Below are 16475 nucleotides of genomic sequence, written 5' to 3'. Positions count from 1 at the left end.
CAAGCTATCATCACCACGAGCACGATCCCAGCCGCGATTTGCACCTTCTCACCAAGCGTGAGGTGCCGCTGCTGCGTGAATCCCTTGGCGTACGTCGCGGGGGAACCGAACTCTGCTTCGAGTGCGAGCGCGTCGGATCCTGCTCGGTGACTGACTACCTCAGCGAAGCGGTGACGCGGTCGCGGACCGCGCCACCGTCACGCATGGCCAAGAGGCATGCAGTTGCGACGAAAGGAGACTAGATCTCTGCATAGGCACAGGTGACAGTGGCAAGCACCACCTAAGCGCGCAGGAAAGTGCCACGCTTCATCGCGTTGTTGTGCTGCCGGGGATTGCGATGACGGCGTCGCGGGCGACTTCAAGCGGGATCCGCTCCTGTTCGATTCGGCGATGTCCGGTATGCCTGGCTGCGAGCAGTTTCTCATAAACGGCGCGCTCGCCGACACGGAGTGATCCGGTCACGCGGACCTCCCCCGGCTGCAGCGGCTTCCCGTGCTGGTCATGATCCGTGCCGTACCGCTCATATTCGAGGTACGCCGCCTCGTCCATGAGGACTGTGTCGATGTCTCGGTCGAAATCTGCTCTGTAGCCGGCGAGTATCTCGTATCCGTCCCGATCCATATCCCCCCAGTAGATGAGCACCGGCGCGTTTCTGATCCACGGGAAGGCCGCGGGTGTCTTGCCTCCTCGGCCCACGCCCTCGACGGAGATCGCTCGGGCAAGTAGGGGGAAGTGTATGGCGGTGTCTTTGTTTTCGGAGACGATCACCATCTCAGGAACGTACTCCGGCATGAATGAGTCCCCGACGGTCGCCGAGTCATGGACACGGCCTCCCGCTGCGCGATGCTCCGGGTCGAGGTACGTGAAGTGGATGCGCGCCGGGTGCGCCGGCAAAAGCCCGAGTTCATCCAACCCCGTCAGCGCCTTCACTCCGGCCTGGTGCGATTGAAGCCACTTCGCGTGCACGCCGGGTATTGGGACCTGCCGGGGCGTGACGCCCAGAACGGCCCGTGATGGATCTTCGGAATACCAATCTGCAACTACCTGTAGCAGCTGGAAATCCACGTCACTGTATCCCTCGACCAGCCTGAGCGCCCTCGCAAGATCGGGAGCCTTTGCGATAGCCGGATATCCTGCACGCAAGACATCGAGACAGGCGCGCGCACGCGCGAGCCTGCTCGGCCATCCGGAGCCGACGACGCGCGCAGCCTGATCCAGCGACCCGACGCGCGCTCTGACCGGCACAACCTGGGTGACTCCGCCGACGGCTCTGCGGTTCTCGTAGTCGAGGACCACATCGTGCTCGCGAGCCCATTCCTGCCACCGCCGGGTCAGCTCGAACGTCTTCGAATAGTCGGCCTGCAGCGATGCAGCGGACGGCTTGCCGAGGGGGAACCCGTGCGGGAACGACTGCTCCTGCCCCGTCAGGTGGGCGTGCCAGCGCCCTGCCAGGCGCCTCTCGACATCGGCCGTGATCTGCTCCGGTGCCTTCATGCGACGGTCTCCTCAATGGGGGCGCCCTGTACGTCCGTGTTGCGCAAGCCTGCGCCGTTCGCATCGAGCACTTCGCGAACATACGAGTAGCCCTCTGCGCTCTTGGTCGCAGACAGCATCAGATCCATGTGCGGCTCCAGCGCCGTGGCTTTGTCAAGCGGCGCACCGATGATCAGCTGGAACCCGAGGTCCTGCCAGGCCTTGACGCTTCGACCGGCGAACTCACTGTCGGACTTCACGAACCCCTCGTCAAGGAACACCGGCGCGAACCGTGGCTTGGAACGCGTCTCGTCGCCGAGCTGGTACCGAAGTGCTGAACCGACAATGAACGCGACCAGTTCCTGGGTCTCGCCGCCAGACTTCCCACCGAGGGAGTCGTAGGTGGCAATCTCGCGACGGTTCTCGTCGACGCAGGTCGCGGTGATCATCACATGCTGTCTGACGTCGAGGAAGCGATCTCGGTGCGACGTCGAGGACTTCGTGTGACCCTCCGGGACGCGCAACGCCGACATGAATGCGCGAAGTTTCGTGAAGCGGATCTCCACCTGCTGCTCGGTGAGCTCCACGGCAAGACCGGCAGAGAGCTCCCGCAGGCCACGACGAAACTTCGTGAGGTCATCGCTGTGGAGTTTGCGCGGGTTGATCTGGAGAACGCCTTTCCCGCCGAACGGCAACGTCTCCAGGATCCGGTTGATCGGATCGAGCCGGCTCACGATGTCATCCAGTGCCGTGTCGAACGCGTCATTCAGGCGCAGGAGGTCATCGCTGGACCACGCCGCGAACTCGCGCCGCCACTTCTCTCGACGCTCGTGCAGACCCTCGCCCTGGATCCGGTCGAAGATCTCGCGATAGCCGTCCGCCGAGGCGACCGTCGTCCCCAGATTCAGTTCAGTCCACTGTCGCTGGAAGGACTCGAACATGTTCTCCATCGCGCCGGTCGCGGTCCTCGCGCCGCGCTGAGCGGCGATGACCTCTTCTCGAAGCCTGCCGCGAAGCGCTCGCATATTGGCGGTGAAGCCGCGCAGGTCCGTCGAGTCCCAGCTGCCCGTGAACAGGGCGTCGAGGAATTGCTGCTGCGCGTCGCTGACCGTGGCTGTTTGGGCATCCTCGATCCGGTCAATCGCGTCCTGCGTGACGTCCTGCTCTGTGGCGAGTCTGCTGTGCTCTTCGGCCAGCTTCTTGAGCCTGTCCTCGGCCAGCACCTTTGCTCGCGTGGCCTGCTCCTTTAGCGGCTTGATTCGCTCTTCCTCGGCCTGAAGCTCGTCCAGCACAGAGCTGGCACGACGCAGACGCACGACGTCCTCCGCGAGGGCCTCGATCGCTCTGTCAAGACCGAGGTGATCAATCAAGGCCCACACAGCGTCCTGGACGTAAAGGTGAGAGTCCCGCTGTTGTTGGAGGTCACCCAGTCGCACCGTCAGTTGCTTGTTCTGGTCCTGCAGATGGTCGATCTGCGGCTGAAGCTGTTCGAGCAAGACCTCGATATCGGCGAGCCTTCGACCGCTGGAAAATCCGATGATGTTGCCGTCACCGGATTCACCGTGGGCACCGCGATCACCGTCGCGGGTCTGCCCTGACGGCGTGACGCGAGGACCCGATCCTTCGAGTGCCCCCGAATTCGGAACACACAGATGGTCGACACCGCGCTCTGAAACGCGGTCCTGAACCCATCGCGAGAACGGCGAGTCTTTGAAGCGGAGCTTCCCCGAGACGTAGTCGGAATCCCCCCGCCAGTCCTCGTGGGCTTCGAGCGTCACTGCCTGGAAACGCAGCCGAGGACTGATGCGCACTCCGTCGATGGCATCGGCAAGCTTCCCACGGATCCGACGGTCGACAAGCAGAGTACGAGCGATGCCGCCGAGGGTGTTCTCGATGGCTGTGCGCCAATGTTCCTCGCCTGGCTGCACGTCAATGAGCTCCGCGACGAAAGGCAGATCCTCCATCGGATCCAAACCAGCAGCCTCCGCCATTGTGACCCGTGCTCGATGAAGCCGTTCCGGAACCATGCCGTGCCTGCGCGCCTCTAGCGAACGTTTCTCCGTCAGCAGATCGCGCTGCCTGGATGCGAGTGGCCCGAGCTGGTCGCGGAGGTCGTCTTGCTCCCGCTGCAACTGATCCTTGCGAGACTCATATCGGCCGAGAAACCCCGCGGCTTCCGCCTGCGCCTGTGCGAACTGTTCGGCGGTTTCGGGAACGACTAGGCCGATGGCTTCGGTGCGGGTCTGGAACTTCACATTCCGGGCGTACACGTCGTCTCGGTTCGCGCGAAGCCGCGCGATCTCCCGGTTGCGCTCATCGATCGCATCGCCGCCGTTAGCGCGCTTATCCTCACTAATCTGAACGAGTCGAGCTTCGAAGTCGACCTCTTCATTCTTGGCCTTTGCAACCGCAGCGCCCGTCGCCGCATGATCGCGACGGTTCTCGTCGACAGCGACATCAAGGAGCGCACGCTCGGTGCAGGATCGCCACAGCTTGAATGGTGTTGGTCCCTCGTCGTCTGCACCGAACTGACGGATCTGCATCTCCCGGGCTTCTGCTTCTGCGAGGTCATGCTGCAGTTGAGGAAGGCGCTGCAGCGCTCTCACTTTGCCCGCTTCGTCGAGCATCTTCTTGTAGGACGCCTCAAGGTCCGCGAAGTGCTCGAGCGCGGCGTCGGCAACGTCGTAGGTGATGGGTCGTTCGAGAACCATGTTCTTGTACAGGTCGTCGACCCGCTTGACCTGCATCCCCGCTTGGACGCGGGCGAGCAGCCTCATCGCTTTGCGGCCGCCGTCGCCTCCGCCGATACCGATGCGGGTGTGGACCATCTCTTCAAACTCCCAGAAGGTGTTGAAGGTCACGAGCCCCGCGATCGCGGTCTTCAGTGCACGCTTCTCGAACCGCTGTGCCGCCACCGGCTCCAGCCTGGCCAAGTCAAGATAGCCATCGAACGTCGCAAAAGTCGTCGTGACGTCACCCCCGAGAATCGCGCCGCCTTTGGCGAAGAATGCGCGCAGGACCGTGTAGCGACGGTCGTCGCTACCGACAAAGGTCGCGCCCAGCGCACCCCAGACCGGCTCACCATTCACTCCGCGCAGGACCTGATCGCGCAGCGCCTTCGATCCGTCTGCGCGGCCGTCGTCCATCTTTCCGCGCAGGTACGTCAGCAGGTTGCGCTGCTCGGACGAGCGCGCGCGCCCTCCGGCGTCGTTGGACGCACCGTTGAAAGGAGTGTCCGACGGCATCATTAGAGCAATGTAGGCATCCAGCAGGGTAGATTTGCCGGTGCCCGATGCGCCGGAGAGCAACGTCGAACCGCTGGCGAATGTCACTTCGTGGCAGCCTTCAAAGCCGCCCCAGTTGACCATCTGCACGGACTCGATCCGCCACTGAGCCTGATCCAAAGCCGGCATCGGCACTAGGGCCTCGTCCGGCATAACCTGCTCGAGAGTCATGGTCGCTCTTCCTCGTCCTCGAGAGACAGCTCCTGGTCGAAGTCGTCATCGAAATCCTCGACAACGTCGCTCTCGCTTGCCGACTGCACAGTGCCGTTCTGCATCATCATCCATGTCCACAACGCGCGCTGACGCCCGATAGGCAACAACACATCGATGATGGGCGAGATGCGGAATCGGTCGGCGTCGCCCGTCTTCAAGAGCACGCCGGCCGCGGTGAGCGACTCGATCGCCTTATCGGCGCGCTTTCGGTCCATAGCCCGATGAGTGCTGTGCTCCGGTCGCATGTCGGCGACTTCTTCGAGCATGGCGACTCGGTCGACGAACACATAGTCCTCACCTTCTTGTTGCTGAGTGAAGAACCGACGTCGGAGGTACATCATCACGATGGTCTCCTCCTTCGTGTGACTGAGATCACGAAGCAGTGACGGCAACGGATCCCCTGTGTCGGCGCTGGCCTGACGTTTGAAGGCGACCTTGTAGCCCCTGTTCACTTCTAGGTCAAGGAACAGGTCGTTGAGCCGGCTCTTGATGAGCGGTGGGTTTCTCATCAGCACGGCCCAGTGCTCCGGATGGCGCTCGGCAGAGATGTAGCGGAGCTTCAGCAGCGCGTGCAGGCAGCGCCGCTGTTCGGGGTACAACTCGCCGGTGTCGCCTTCGAACATCGCCACGCTCTGAACGTCAGCCTCTAGGTCTTCGCTGCCGGACGAGTTCGATTCCCCGAACAGCTCGTCGACATCGAACTCGTCAGCGGGCTCAGCCACGGTCTCAGCTTCGGTCTCGTCGAACGGGGTCTGCGTCATCGCGCATCGCCTTCCTGTGTGGAGTCGCCAAGCGCGCCGACCGGATCTGGCGCTACAGGCACTGAACCCTCGATCGCTGCCGTGGGCATCAGGAACTGCCGCGTGCTCCCGTCTGGGCGAATCGCCGTCACGAGCTCGCGCCCGACTTCGAACGTCGCACCCATGCCGGTGAATAGGTGCAACAGCCCGAGGATCTCCACCGGCCGCCGCAGGTCGACTGGCAGCGCGTTGAACAGCTCGGCCGCCGTATCCAGATCACCTGCCTGGAGCTTCCCCTCGATACGCTCGCGCAGATGAGCGAGCGAAGGGCCGCCCTGCTTGCGGAGATCCTCCAGCGAGAGCGCCTCGGGAGCCGCTGCGGAGACATCGCGCAAGGGCTCGGGCGGCCTTGCACTGTCCGGGTCGAATACCCGTAGGCGTAAGCCTGTGATACCCAACGGTGGCGGAATCAACTCCACACCCACGTGATCGCGTGCGCGTGCGGACCGCATCCATATCCGTATCTCGTGGTCGATCCCGCGCAGGACCTGGTCCAGTTCGCGGTTCTTGACGTGGTCGTAGTTCTCGATGTGCTCTCGAAGCGTCGAGGTCAGGCGCCGGCGCTGGTTCAGCACGTTGTCGATGCCGTGGCGAATGACCTCGACAGCGGTCCGCAGCTGACGCTGCTCCTCTCGCAGCAAGGTTCCCGACCAGGGATGCGCGAGCACAGTGTTCAAGTCGTCCCGCAGTCTGCTCAACCAGTCGGGCTTGCGGAGCAGTTCCAGCGCTCCCGCAAACGCGCGTCCCTCTTGCGTCGAGACAAGCAACCCTGAGGCCTGCTCAAGATAGTCGTCGAGCACCTCAGCGACGGGTCGGTCTTCCTCACGGAAGCGCTTGGTAATCCCGCGATGCATCTCGCGCATCGCTTCTTCGACGCGACGGAAGTCCGATGGGAGTCCGTCCAGTTCGCGCAAGACATTCGCGAACTGCTCAGTCAACTCTGCCTCCGAGGCTTCCGGAAGCTCTCCGCCCTGATCAAGCCTGTCGTACTCAGCCTGGAGACGTGCGATCTCCTCGGTTAGACGTCGCTTTCGCTCCCGCACATCAGGATTCGCGGCCAGCGCCGCCTCAGAGACCACGCGCCGCATGGTCTCAATCCGTGACGCAGAGACGTTGAGCTGTGTGCGGGTCGCTCTGGCAACGTAGTCCATGGCCTGCTTGGCATCACCGGTGAGTTGATATGTTTCCTGTCCCTCGCCAGGGTCGCGGTACAGCCAGCCGTCACGGACCCACTGCATCGAGAGCGATTTGCCGTTGCCTCTTGGAGTTTCGTAGCCGACGGCGCGCATATCATCGAGCAGCGCTTCGACGCGAGTATGAAATCGTTCGACCACGATCGGCTTCGCGCCTTCGCTGAAGACCTGATCGAAGATCGGCATGGCGACGACGGCGGACCGACGGTCCAACAGCTTCAGCGTCGGAGTGTCCAATGCAGCCTTGATACGCGCCACTGCACTGTGCAGACCATCCCCCACGTTCACCCCCATAGGTTCGGCGGGGAAACAGACCCCCGCCTTAACTTGCCGAAGCGTTGCCGCGCAGCCGAACTCGTCTCCTGTTGTGCCGACTGTATCGCCCGCCTCCGACTTTGCTGAAGCGATATCCATGGTCGCGGGCACGATGCCACTACCACCTCTAGAAAACCGCTGTCCTGATCGACACCGGCCAGCAGGCGCGCCGACCAGGAACGTGTCACGACAAAGTGAGCTCGGAGGCGCTGGTAGTAACCCTGCGGTGTGACACTCAGTGTCATCTCGTCCCGTCTCCGACAGTCAGGACTTGTCCTCATTTTCAATGAGATCGACATATTGCTCGCGTTTCGGAACTGCGTGCGCCGGATCAGCTGGCAGTGGCGGCGATTACACACGCAGTGCGCCTGACTTCGCTGTGCGATGCCCCTCAATCTCGACAACGACCGAGTCCCAGCGATAGATGTGCGCCCCGAACACGGGATTCTGTGACGTGACCTAGAAGGGTCCTGGCCACGCTAGTCCAGAGATCGGTGGCTCGTCCGCGTCGGGTTCGACAACATGACGCCAGCAGCGATAGCAAAACATCGCGACCAATGTGGAACTACGGTGGAGCGCATGTGGGAAAAATCTTCAGCACGGCGTCGGATGATCGGGGTGCTCGCGGGAGTGGCATTGTTTGCTCTCGCGGGCTGTTCCGCGGACGCGTTCGATGCGACCATGTCGATCCCGGGAATGCAGACCGAACCGGAAGCCGAAACTGGTGACACCTGTACGGCGACGGGATACTCCGGCGGAGTGATGCCCAGCGACAGTCGCTTGACGATTTCCAACTCGGACGGCAAAGTCCTGGCGACAGGGTCATTCGCGGACAAAGGCGTTGTCGGAAACGTGGGCGAAGAAATCTACTGCCTTGTTCCCGCGGCAATAAAACAATTGTCGGTACAGGCCGACGACCTTTACGAGATCGAACTCATGCAGCAGGGATACAGCGCGTCCGTGGGCGTCTTTACACGTGAAGAACTGGAAGCAGGCGTCAACTACAGCTGGTGGTGATTCCACACACACTCATGAAGTCGCCGCGTGCTTCTTGGAACGGCTCGCACGTCTTCCCCGGGCCGTGTCTGAGGTCCCGACCAAGAAGGCTCATGATTCGCTCAACTTGGCCCTGGGTGAACCGGGAATTTGGTTTCCGCCGTTCATTCGCGATCCAATACGCGAGCTCGCGCTCTTCCTTGTTCGCCCCCTTCCTGGAAGCGCTCGGGGGACGCCCGTACAGTACGAGGAACTGTTCGAGTTTGTCGAAGTTCGCGCACCAGCTATCGATGCGCGGGTCCCAGATCCAACCCGGGATTCTATTGAGGCGATTCTCACGCAGTGCGCTGAGGCGTGGCCGGTGGTCTTCGGGCGGGTGCTGGACGTCTTGACGCTTGGCCCATTGCTGTCGTCGTATCCAGCGCAGCAGCGTGCTGTCCACACCCTCGTCGCCGGCGCGAGGCATACGCCCCAGCGCCCGAACTAACCGGTCGACATCATCAGCACGGCGGGTCCATGCAACCTCTCGGGGCCCGGCCGACTCATCAATCTGGTCGCCAGGGACGGGTGTGTTTTGGTCTTCATTGCTCATACCCCCTTCCATGCGCGGTGCGCCAGCGCAGTCGGTCCGTCAGGTCAGTAGATTCGCCCAAATTCGGCCGGACAGTTCGCATAGCGTGTCGTCCCGTGCGTCCTTATGGCGCCTGAGATCGGACTGACAGGAGCACAGATGACGATGACCGCACAGGAGACAGCGGCAACATTCGACCTTCCCGAGAACGAGGTCGTCGTAGCCGGCGACTGGCACGCCAACCGCTCGTGGATCGGCCGCGCAATCCCCGCCGCCGCCCGCACAGGCGCCCCTACCCTGCTGCACGCCGGGGACATCGGATTCTGGCCAGGCGGCAGCGCCGACCTGCTGACGACCGTCGAGTATTGGGTAGCAAAAACCTGGGAACAGCCGACAACGCCAGGGATTGAACGTGTCCTGGTCACGCCCGGGAATCACGAGGACTGGGACGACCTCGAGGCACTGTTCGCGGCGTCCCCGGGTCATGCGGTCCGGGTCAGTGAGTCCGTGTGGGTGCTCCCCCGCGGGTTCCGTTTTACCATTGGGAACCGGTCATTCGTCAGCTTCGGCGGTGCCGCCAGCATCGATGCCAACTACCGGGTCCTGGGCCAATCCTGGTGGCCCGCCGAGCTCCCCTCCCTCGATGACGTTGAAGCGGCGGTCACCGGTGGCATCACCGAGGTACTGCTCACCCATGACGCCGGGCAGCTGACGTCCCCTCGTGTGACGGCGATTGTGGATAGCCCCACCGACTGGTGGCCGGCCGCTCGCAGCTACTCGGACGCCAGCCCGGCACTCATCGGCAAGGTCGTCACCGGGACCACTCCCCTGCTCCATGTGTTCGGCCGTTACCACGTCCGCGACACCGCCACCATCGAACGCGAAGGACTCCCACGGGTGGAGGCGCTGGGCATCGACGACCAGGACGGGAACCTCGTACTCCTGCGCCTGGATGACCTGTCCGTGACAGACGTGGCGGTGCACCTGTGACCGACTCCCGATTCCGACCCGTCGTCGCCATCGACGTCGACGGCGTCCTACGCGTGAATCCCCCGGGCCTCGGCGCGACAATAGCCCCCGCGGTCTTCGGCGCGATGATCACGATGCGCAAGACGCAGTACTCGACGTACCTGCACCGGGAGCCCGACTGGGACGAGCACGGCGAGTGGACCGAGGAGCACTGGTTTTCCGGTATCGGTGCAGCCTGGGTACAGAGTCTGCTGGATCGTGGGATCGACGTCGTGTGGGCCACGACCTGGCAGCAGTATGTACATACCTACTTTGCACAGGTCCTCGGGTTGCCGGAGTTGCCCGTCGCCGTGCAGGGACCGGGCCGGTTTACCGAGTCGTCCCCGTCGTGGAAGGCACACCGCCTCGCCCGGCAATTCGATGGCAGACCATTGCTGTGGGTCGACGACAACGTACTCAGAGAAACGACGCTCGAAGAACTCCGCCGCCGGGAAGACCGCGTCCTCACCCACTTCCACTGGGTCCGCAAACCACACATCGGGATCACCATCTACGACGTCGCCGAGATGGACGAGTGGGTCGAACTGACCCGCACCCGGCACGGCCAGCACGAGCTCCGCCGTCGCCGGCGACGCGACCGCGTACACGCGGCGCAAGCGCACCGCCGCTCCATCTGGGGAAGCGACGCCAACTACCGTGCCTGGCAGCCCGTGCAATCACGCCTCAACACCGAGCTCGGCCTGGGCACCGACGACATCGACATGCTCGCGGCATACGCCCGCAGTCACTCGGAGAGCATCGACACCACAGAGGTCGCGGACCTCATGGCCGAATGGTGTGAAGCCAAGGACGTGCACATCGAGAACATTGCCCGCATCCTCCGCGAATACCGCCCCCGAACAGGGAGAGAATAATGACACGCGAATTGAGCGCACCCGACGGACAGCCCCATCAGAACGGCCCCCTGACCGAGCAGTCCACCCCCGGCAGATATCTCGTCGTCACCCAGTCCGGGACCATCTACTGCGTCGAACTTGTCGACCACGACACGGTACCCACCATCATCAGATATCCGAAGGACGCGGCTCTCAACAAAGATGGCACGCCATTGCCCGGTGTTGAAGCGTTCTACTTCGACACCCTCACCGGGCACGGCGAGATCCGCTGGTGGAAAGACAAGCCCGCAGACTACGACCGGCCCGACCTGCCCTACGTCGGAACCATCCGCACCACAAGTCACGTCCTGATCATCCTCCGCCTCGACGATACCGATGACACGGACACGACTCCCGACATGCTCGCCGAGTCGCTACGCGCCGCGCTTGCTCTCGAACAACCCCACGCGTTCACCAAGTTCATTGACGTGCTCCTCGGGACGAGCCCGCCTCGTCCCAAAGGCGAGTGATGTGACTCGAAACGTCTACCACGCCCTTGTCATTGTGAAATTCTCCAGGACTTTCAAACACCTCACCGTGTTGATGCCGCGCTCCAATGGACCCTCGTATGCCAGTTGAGAATCCCATTCCCACCCACTCCGACAGTCTGCCTCGGATGTACACGGTTGAGCAGGTTGCCGACTGGCTCCAGATATCTAAGGACGCCCTCCTTCAAATGCGACAGCGTGGCGAAGGACCGCTGGCCGTGCGAGTGGGTAAACGAAAACTCGGCTTCCATCACGACGACATCATCCGCTGGCTCGACGAGAACCGCGAAACGCCCGACCCAACTGATACCGACGTTGTGGCTGCGCGACCTCACGCCCCGCGATTCCCCGCAAACAAGCCTCCCGCAAAGCGACGGTAGCCGTCCATCACGACACATGTCCGTTGGGCGCACCGCACGACTCGACTTAGGCGCGACCTAATAGCCGACCGACGGTAACAACATGCGGTTCACGAAGTTCCGACGACCGCGCATAGAGGACTCATGAACCACGAACCGCGTGTCACACGCCAGCCACTGCCCACGTCCATCCCCGCCTTACTTACCCAAGAACAGACCGCTGACTACCTGGGCATCACCAAGACCGCGCTTGTAGCTAAGCGAGCGAGGTATTGGGGCCCCGCGTATATCAAACACGGGCGATATATCCGCTATCGACTCGCCGACATCGACGCATGGCTCAACGCCCACGTCTCCAGCGACGAAACGAGCACTTCTCGCACCGTCACAACCAGACCCACTAAGGCAAAGAACACATTCGGAAGGAAGCGTTAATCATGGCAACAATCAATTCGTACGAAACCAAGGCCGGGAAACGCTACCGGGTCCGCTACATACAAGACAACGGCCGTCCAACCGACAGACGCGGGTTTCATACCCGGAAGCAAGCGGAACTCTGGAGGTCCCAGCACATCATCGACCGCCACATGGGCACGTTCATCGACCCGGCACGTTCTCGGACCCCAATTGATGATTTCATCACCGAGTTCATCAACCGTCACGGAACCCGCGCCCGCAACACCCTCGTCGCGCGCGAAAGCCAAGCCGCGAACTGGGTTACGCCCTACTGGGAGGGTAAGCGAATCGGCAACATCAACGCGGACATGATCGACGAATGGGTCGAAGCCATGCGTGCCCACGGCGCCGGACGGGACACAGTCGCGAAATCCCACCGCATCCTGAAAGGCGCCCTGGACATCGCCGTCGCCAAGCGACACCTGCACACCAACCCCACGCCAACGCTTTCTCAGGTCAAGCAGAACAACCAACCGCGCGCCTATCTTACGCATGCCGAGGTTGCCGAACTCGTCGACGCGATCGGGCCACGGTTCCGCCTCCTCATCCAAGTCCTGGCCTACACCGGGATTCGGTTCGGAGAAGCCGCTGCCCTCACCACAGCATCACTCAACCTCACGCGCAAGCGTCTAAATATCACACGCGCAGTAGCCGAGGTCCAAGGCGAACTTGTCTGGGGCAACACCAAGAATGGCAAGAACCGCACCGTCGCGTACCCCGAGTTCCTCGACGCCCCACTCAGGAACGCGACGCTCGGGCTCGGGCCCGACGTCCTCATCCTCACCGCCCCCGCCGGCGGACCACTCAGGCTCAACACGTGGCGTAACCGCTACTTGTACGCCACCATCAAGGAAATCAACGCAAAGCGGCGCGAGAAGGGCCTTCACCCCTTCCCTGCGATCACTCCCCAAGACCTTCGCCATACGGCCGCATCTCTCGCCGTCCAGGCCGGCGCGAATGTCAAAGCCATCCAGCGCATGCTGGGGCATGAGAGCGCCTCAATGACGCTCGACACCTATGCAGACCTCTTTGACTCCGACTTGGACGATGTCGCAGAAAGACTTCATGCAGCGGCGCAGCGACAGACGCCGGAGGGCGAGTAGGGCGCGAGCACACTAAAATTAGCCGCCAAACCGCCTTCTCGCGGCGCTATGTACGCGCGAACGTCTGCGTGCTCTCGGCTCCTTAGCCTGCAGCACGGGGTATCGCATCGCACTCAGTCGCGGTCGAGGCGGACCGAACTCGAGATCGTCCGCAGATGCCGGACAGGCGAGAGCGCCCGGTCCTTGCGCGTGGGACAAGATGTAGATGGGCGACCATATCTCCCATGCGACCCCGACAAACCAGGTATGTGCTCGGGAGAACGAAGTCTCAGCTGGGGACGAACGCCTCCGGGTGCACCTATTGATCTTGAGCGCACGGCGGCGATCAATCGAGCTCGTTCGACACGGGGCGGCGTCCGGCGCCTCGCTCGTACACAATCGACACAGCATGGGCAACGCGCCATGACTCCGGCGGTAGACAAGCGATGAGTATTTCGAGGAGAGCGGCTGTCTGTGGTTCGTCGATCAGCCGGGCAGTCGAAGTGTCTGTGAATGTGTCGCTTTGGACGGTCAGGCTGCCGATTTCTCCGCTGCCGAATTGAGGGACATGATGAACCTCCAGGGCATCGAGCAGCGGTCGAAGCGTCATCATTGCGGCGTCTGGGTCGGGTAGCGCCGAGACGTGTGCTTCAAGGACCGTGCCGACGCAATCGAACAGTTCTGTGGACCTCGACAGGATCGGTTCCGTGGCCTCCTGCATCGCCGACTGGTTGATTCCGGAGTCCAACTTTGTCATCGCGAGCAGTAATCGGGCGATGGAGCTTGCCCGGGGGTTCCCTGAAAGCGCCTGCTTCAGCGTGTTGCGGATAAGGCTGCTCGTTGTGGGATCTGCGCTGGCGGCTGCGGCGAGACCATCGGCGAACGCGCCCATGTTGCGCGGGGCAGGCCCTGTTAGTGCACGCAGGGCGACGTAAACCAGTCGTCGGAGCCATTTAGGAGTTTGGGCCGCGAGCCCATCGTCGAGGAGGGCTGCGGCGAGCTCCGGGCCGATGGGACTCAACCAGCCCGGCCATGTTTCACCGGTGTCGAAGTTTTCGACGGTCTGAACGACCATCTCTCGTTGCTCATCAGTCCCATTTGAGAACACGTACCCGGCCATGAATACCCATGTTGCTCTCCAGTGCGGACTGGGAGCGAGGGCAATGAGGCGTCTGCGCAGGGAATCGTCACTCGTTTTAACCAGAGACCGGGCGGCCATGAGTTCTTGCAAACTTCGGATCTCGAAAGCGAACCCGTCATCCTCAGCCGGGACCAGGAGAACGAGCCGTTCGGTCGCAGCCTGCATGATGCGATCGCCGATTCGGGTTCGGAGATGGTCAGCGTCGTGTTCAAGTTCGGCTAGACGGGCGTCCAGTAGCTCGCGTAATTGAAGACGAGGCATGACGGACTTCGCCCCTTCCGAGGTCTCCGCTTTCATATGGAGGACTCGGCCCACGGTCTCGTGCAAGTAGATGATGGCCTGGTTTTGGGTCGCGAGCAACGGGGCTAGGGTGGTGGGCTTTCCTGATTCGCGCGTGTACATGGTGTTGAAGTACTGCGAGTAGAGCTGGTAGCGATCAGCGGGCAGAGTGCCGACTCGCTCCAGGATGATCGTCATGATCAACACTTGGAGCGGGGTCTTCATGAGTCGCTGCATGGTGCTTTGCGCCAGTTGGCGTTCCAGGGACGCGAGGAGCGCGTCTCGCCGATCGGGGTCGTCGGACAGGCGTCGACTTGTCACGATGCGCCCATAGCGCTCGGCGGTTTCAAGGTCGAGTGAGGTGAGATTGAGTTGACGGAATCGTTCCGGCATGAGGCGCTCCGCGTCACTAGTCGGCCGGGTGGTCACGATGCAGAGAAGGTCGGCGTTGTTGCTTTCGAGTTCCTCGACAAAATCTGTGATCGCATCTAGCACGCGGGGGCGAACCTCGAGTGCGGTGACTTCATCCAGCCCGTCCAGGATGACGATCGAGGGCCAAAAGATGAACCACTTTTTGAGCACGTTCGGTTTGATGTCGATTTCAGCCCGGCGGGAGATCGTGTCAGCAAGGAATCGCAACAAGGTGAGGTCGCCGCTCGGGCCTATCGCGGCCGCGAAATCGGTGAGTCGCACGAGGACCGGCCAGCGCCGCCCCATTGGCCCATCCGAAGGTAGCCCATGGAGAGCTGCCGTGGTCGCCTCGCGAACTTCCAGTGGCGTGGGAGACATTAACTCGTCCGCGGAGAATTGCGCTCGAAACACCTGGGTGATGAACTTCGTGATCGTGCTTTTGCCGCTTCCTGCTCGACCCGTGAGTACCACGTGTGGGCGGTGCTCTCGATCGGCCATGGATGGCTTCAGTACTGCATCGGATCGTTTAAAGATCTCCGCGAGAATGGTCGATTCGTTGCCATCCTCGTCGCTGGTCTTCAGGTCGATAACGATTTGTTCGACTGACTCGCGATCGCTTCCACCAGCTTCCTGGAAGTTGACCCATCGCTCTGCGGAGAGCGCGGCTCTCGCGTGAGCGTGGAGGACTGGGTGGAGTTCGTCTGGCTTCAACGTGTCGGACATCTGGTTGAGCCGCTCGAGCAAGTCACCGACCGTGAGGAGCGCTTTGAACGCGTTGCGGACCGATCCGTGCGTAGTCAAGAGGCCGTTGACCTGGTTGCGATGCCACACCCGTATCTCGCGAAGTCCGCGCTTACGGAGGGTGACTTTGGGAGCGCCCGGCGCGGGTTTGTCCATCAATCTCGCGAGGTACTTTTTCAGGTAGTCGATGCCGGCGCCTGGGACGCTGGAAATGCGCGCGTTGGTGACGAACAGGAGATACTCGGGAAACGGTGTTCGCTTACTTGACGTGTCCAGCCACGCATCAACTTCTGCATCGATCTGCTTGATCAGCCAAGCGAGATTATTCGCAGGGTCGGAAGAATGATGTTCTCGTTGTTTGGCTTGGATTACGGTATAGCCATCCCACAGGTTCGAATCTTCGGGTTCGTTCGACCATCGAAACCGTCCGTGGAAGGTGGCCTCGCGGCCGCCGTCCGGCCCCGAGCCAAAGGCCTCGAGACCGGGCCCGAACAACTCCAGGCAAAGGGCGACAGCCATTTGCTCGAACGCGCGTGGGCTAAGTTCCTCGAGCGGATAGTCCTTAGTCATATTCGGCTCCGTCCATGGTCCTATTCGAGCATGAGGATCGGCTGCGCAGCAGATGCTGCCATCCCATTCAAAGTACCGAACCGCGCTGACGCCGAGGCCGAGGCCGAGGCCGAGGCCGAGTACAACAGTAAACGCGCATCAATCACTGCCCACGATATGCCCAAGACCTCTGTTCGCCGGTGATATCGTGGGACATCCA

The 16475-nt window shown here is 62.1% G+C and carries 12 protein-coding genes; 7 read left to right on the top strand and 5 right to left on the bottom strand.

Features of this window, described 5'->3' with window-relative positions:
- Positions 1–306 precede the first annotated feature (306 nt).
- From AC1C2Q_RS18140 to AC1C2Q_RS18125, 4 genes are read right to left on the bottom strand one after another with little or no spacing between them, the layout of a single operon-like run.
- Positions 307–1494, bottom strand: a complete 1188-nt coding sequence (locus tag AC1C2Q_RS18140; protein WP_495451259.1) for a Wadjet anti-phage system protein JetD domain-containing protein — start codon at positions 1492–1494, stop codon at positions 307–309.
- The gene (locus tag AC1C2Q_RS18135) at positions 1491–4928 is read right to left on the bottom strand and encodes an ATP-binding protein (RefSeq protein WP_495451258.1); all 3438 of its coding nucleotides are present in this window, start codon (positions 4926–4928) and stop codon (positions 1491–1493) included. Before AC1C2Q_RS18135 ends, AC1C2Q_RS18140 begins: the two co-directional genes overlap by 4 nt.
- Entirely contained in the window at positions 4925–5731 is an 807-nt protein-coding gene (locus AC1C2Q_RS18130) for a DUF4194 domain-containing protein (RefSeq protein WP_495451257.1), read from the bottom strand. The genes AC1C2Q_RS18135 and AC1C2Q_RS18130 overlap by 4 nt, the downstream gene beginning before the upstream one ends.
- The gene (locus AC1C2Q_RS18125) at positions 5728–7251 is read right to left on the bottom strand and encodes a DUF3375 family protein (RefSeq protein ID WP_495451256.1); all 1524 of its coding nucleotides are present in this window, start codon (positions 7249–7251) and stop codon (positions 5728–5730) included. The genes AC1C2Q_RS18130 and AC1C2Q_RS18125 overlap by 4 nt, the downstream gene beginning before the upstream one ends.
- Before the next feature lie 597 nt (positions 7252–7848).
- On the opposite strand from AC1C2Q_RS18125, the gene AC1C2Q_RS18120 reads away from it, so the two are divergent.
- The 7 genes from AC1C2Q_RS18120 to AC1C2Q_RS18090 all read left to right on the top strand — a co-directional run bounded on the left by AC1C2Q_RS18120 (position 7849) and on the right by AC1C2Q_RS18090 (position 13155).
- Entirely contained in the window at positions 7849–8295 is a 447-nt protein-coding gene (locus AC1C2Q_RS18120; protein ID WP_495451255.1) for a hypothetical protein, read from the top strand.
- A gap of 709 nt (positions 8296–9004) precedes the next feature.
- Positions 9005–9835: a metallophosphoesterase gene (locus AC1C2Q_RS18115; RefSeq protein ID WP_495451254.1), complete on the top strand. Its 831-nt coding sequence runs from the start codon at positions 9005–9007 to the stop codon at positions 9833–9835.
- Complete coding sequence (locus AC1C2Q_RS18110) at positions 9832–10728, top strand: hypothetical protein (RefSeq protein WP_495451253.1); 897 nt, start codon at positions 9832–9834, stop codon at positions 10726–10728. The genes AC1C2Q_RS18115 and AC1C2Q_RS18110 overlap by 4 nt, the downstream gene beginning before the upstream one ends.
- Positions 10728–11219: a hypothetical protein gene (locus tag AC1C2Q_RS18105; protein ID WP_495451252.1), complete on the top strand. Its 492-nt coding sequence runs from the start codon at positions 10728–10730 to the stop codon at positions 11217–11219. The genes AC1C2Q_RS18110 and AC1C2Q_RS18105 overlap by 1 nt, the downstream gene beginning before the upstream one ends.
- 86 nt (positions 11220–11305) lie before the next feature.
- The gene (locus tag AC1C2Q_RS18100; protein ID WP_495451251.1) at positions 11306–11617 is read left to right on the top strand and encodes a helix-turn-helix transcriptional regulator; all 312 of its coding nucleotides are present in this window, start codon (positions 11306–11308) and stop codon (positions 11615–11617) included.
- Positions 11618–11740: 123 nt separating this feature from the next.
- Positions 11741–12031, top strand: a complete 291-nt coding sequence (locus tag AC1C2Q_RS18095; protein WP_495451250.1) for a helix-turn-helix transcriptional regulator — start codon at positions 11741–11743, stop codon at positions 12029–12031.
- A gap of 2 nt (positions 12032–12033) precedes the next feature.
- Positions 12034–13155: a tyrosine-type recombinase/integrase gene (locus AC1C2Q_RS18090; RefSeq protein ID WP_495451249.1), complete on the top strand. Its 1122-nt coding sequence runs from the start codon at positions 12034–12036 to the stop codon at positions 13153–13155.
- A gap of 325 nt (positions 13156–13480) precedes the next feature.
- Here the strand turns inward: AC1C2Q_RS18090 and AC1C2Q_RS18085 are convergent, their stop codons facing one another.
- On the bottom strand, positions 13481–16276 hold the full coding sequence (locus AC1C2Q_RS18085; RefSeq protein WP_495451248.1) for an NACHT domain-containing protein: 2796 nt from the start codon (positions 16274–16276) through the stop codon (positions 13481–13483).
- Positions 16277–16475 lie beyond the last annotated feature (199 nt).

The sequence above is a fragment of the Microbacterium sp. Y356 genome (assembly GCF_059445355.1).
This window is presented reverse-complemented; position numbering and strand designations above follow the sequence as displayed.

Excerpts from the sequence above, each read along its gene's own strand:
- AC1C2Q_RS18140 (WP_495451259.1), bottom strand. The coding sequence starts at position 1,494 with ATGAAGGCACCGGAGCAGATCACGGCCGATGTCGAGAGGCGCCTGGCA.
- AC1C2Q_RS18135 (WP_495451258.1), bottom strand. The coding sequence starts at position 4,928 with ATGACTCTCGAGCAGGTTATGCCGGACGAGGCCCTAGTGCCGATGCCG.
- AC1C2Q_RS18130 (WP_495451257.1), bottom strand. The coding sequence starts at position 5,731 with ATGACGCAGACCCCGTTCGACGAGACCGAAGCTGAGACCGTGGCTGAG.
- AC1C2Q_RS18115 (WP_495451254.1), top strand. The coding sequence starts at position 9,005 with ATGACGATGACCGCACAGGAGACAGCGGCAACATTCGACCTTCCCGAG.
- AC1C2Q_RS18105 (WP_495451252.1), top strand. The coding sequence starts at position 10,728 with ATGACACGCGAATTGAGCGCACCCGACGGACAGCCCCATCAGAACGGC.
- AC1C2Q_RS18100 (WP_495451251.1), top strand. The coding sequence starts at position 11,306 with ATGGACCCTCGTATGCCAGTTGAGAATCCCATTCCCACCCACTCCGAC.
- AC1C2Q_RS18095 (WP_495451250.1), top strand. The coding sequence starts at position 11,741 with ATGAACCACGAACCGCGTGTCACACGCCAGCCACTGCCCACGTCCATC.
- AC1C2Q_RS18090 (WP_495451249.1), top strand. The coding sequence starts at position 12,034 with ATGGCAACAATCAATTCGTACGAAACCAAGGCCGGGAAACGCTACCGG.
- AC1C2Q_RS18085 (WP_495451248.1), bottom strand. The coding sequence starts at position 16,276 with ATGACTAAGGACTATCCGCTCGAGGAACTTAGCCCACGCGCGTTCGAG.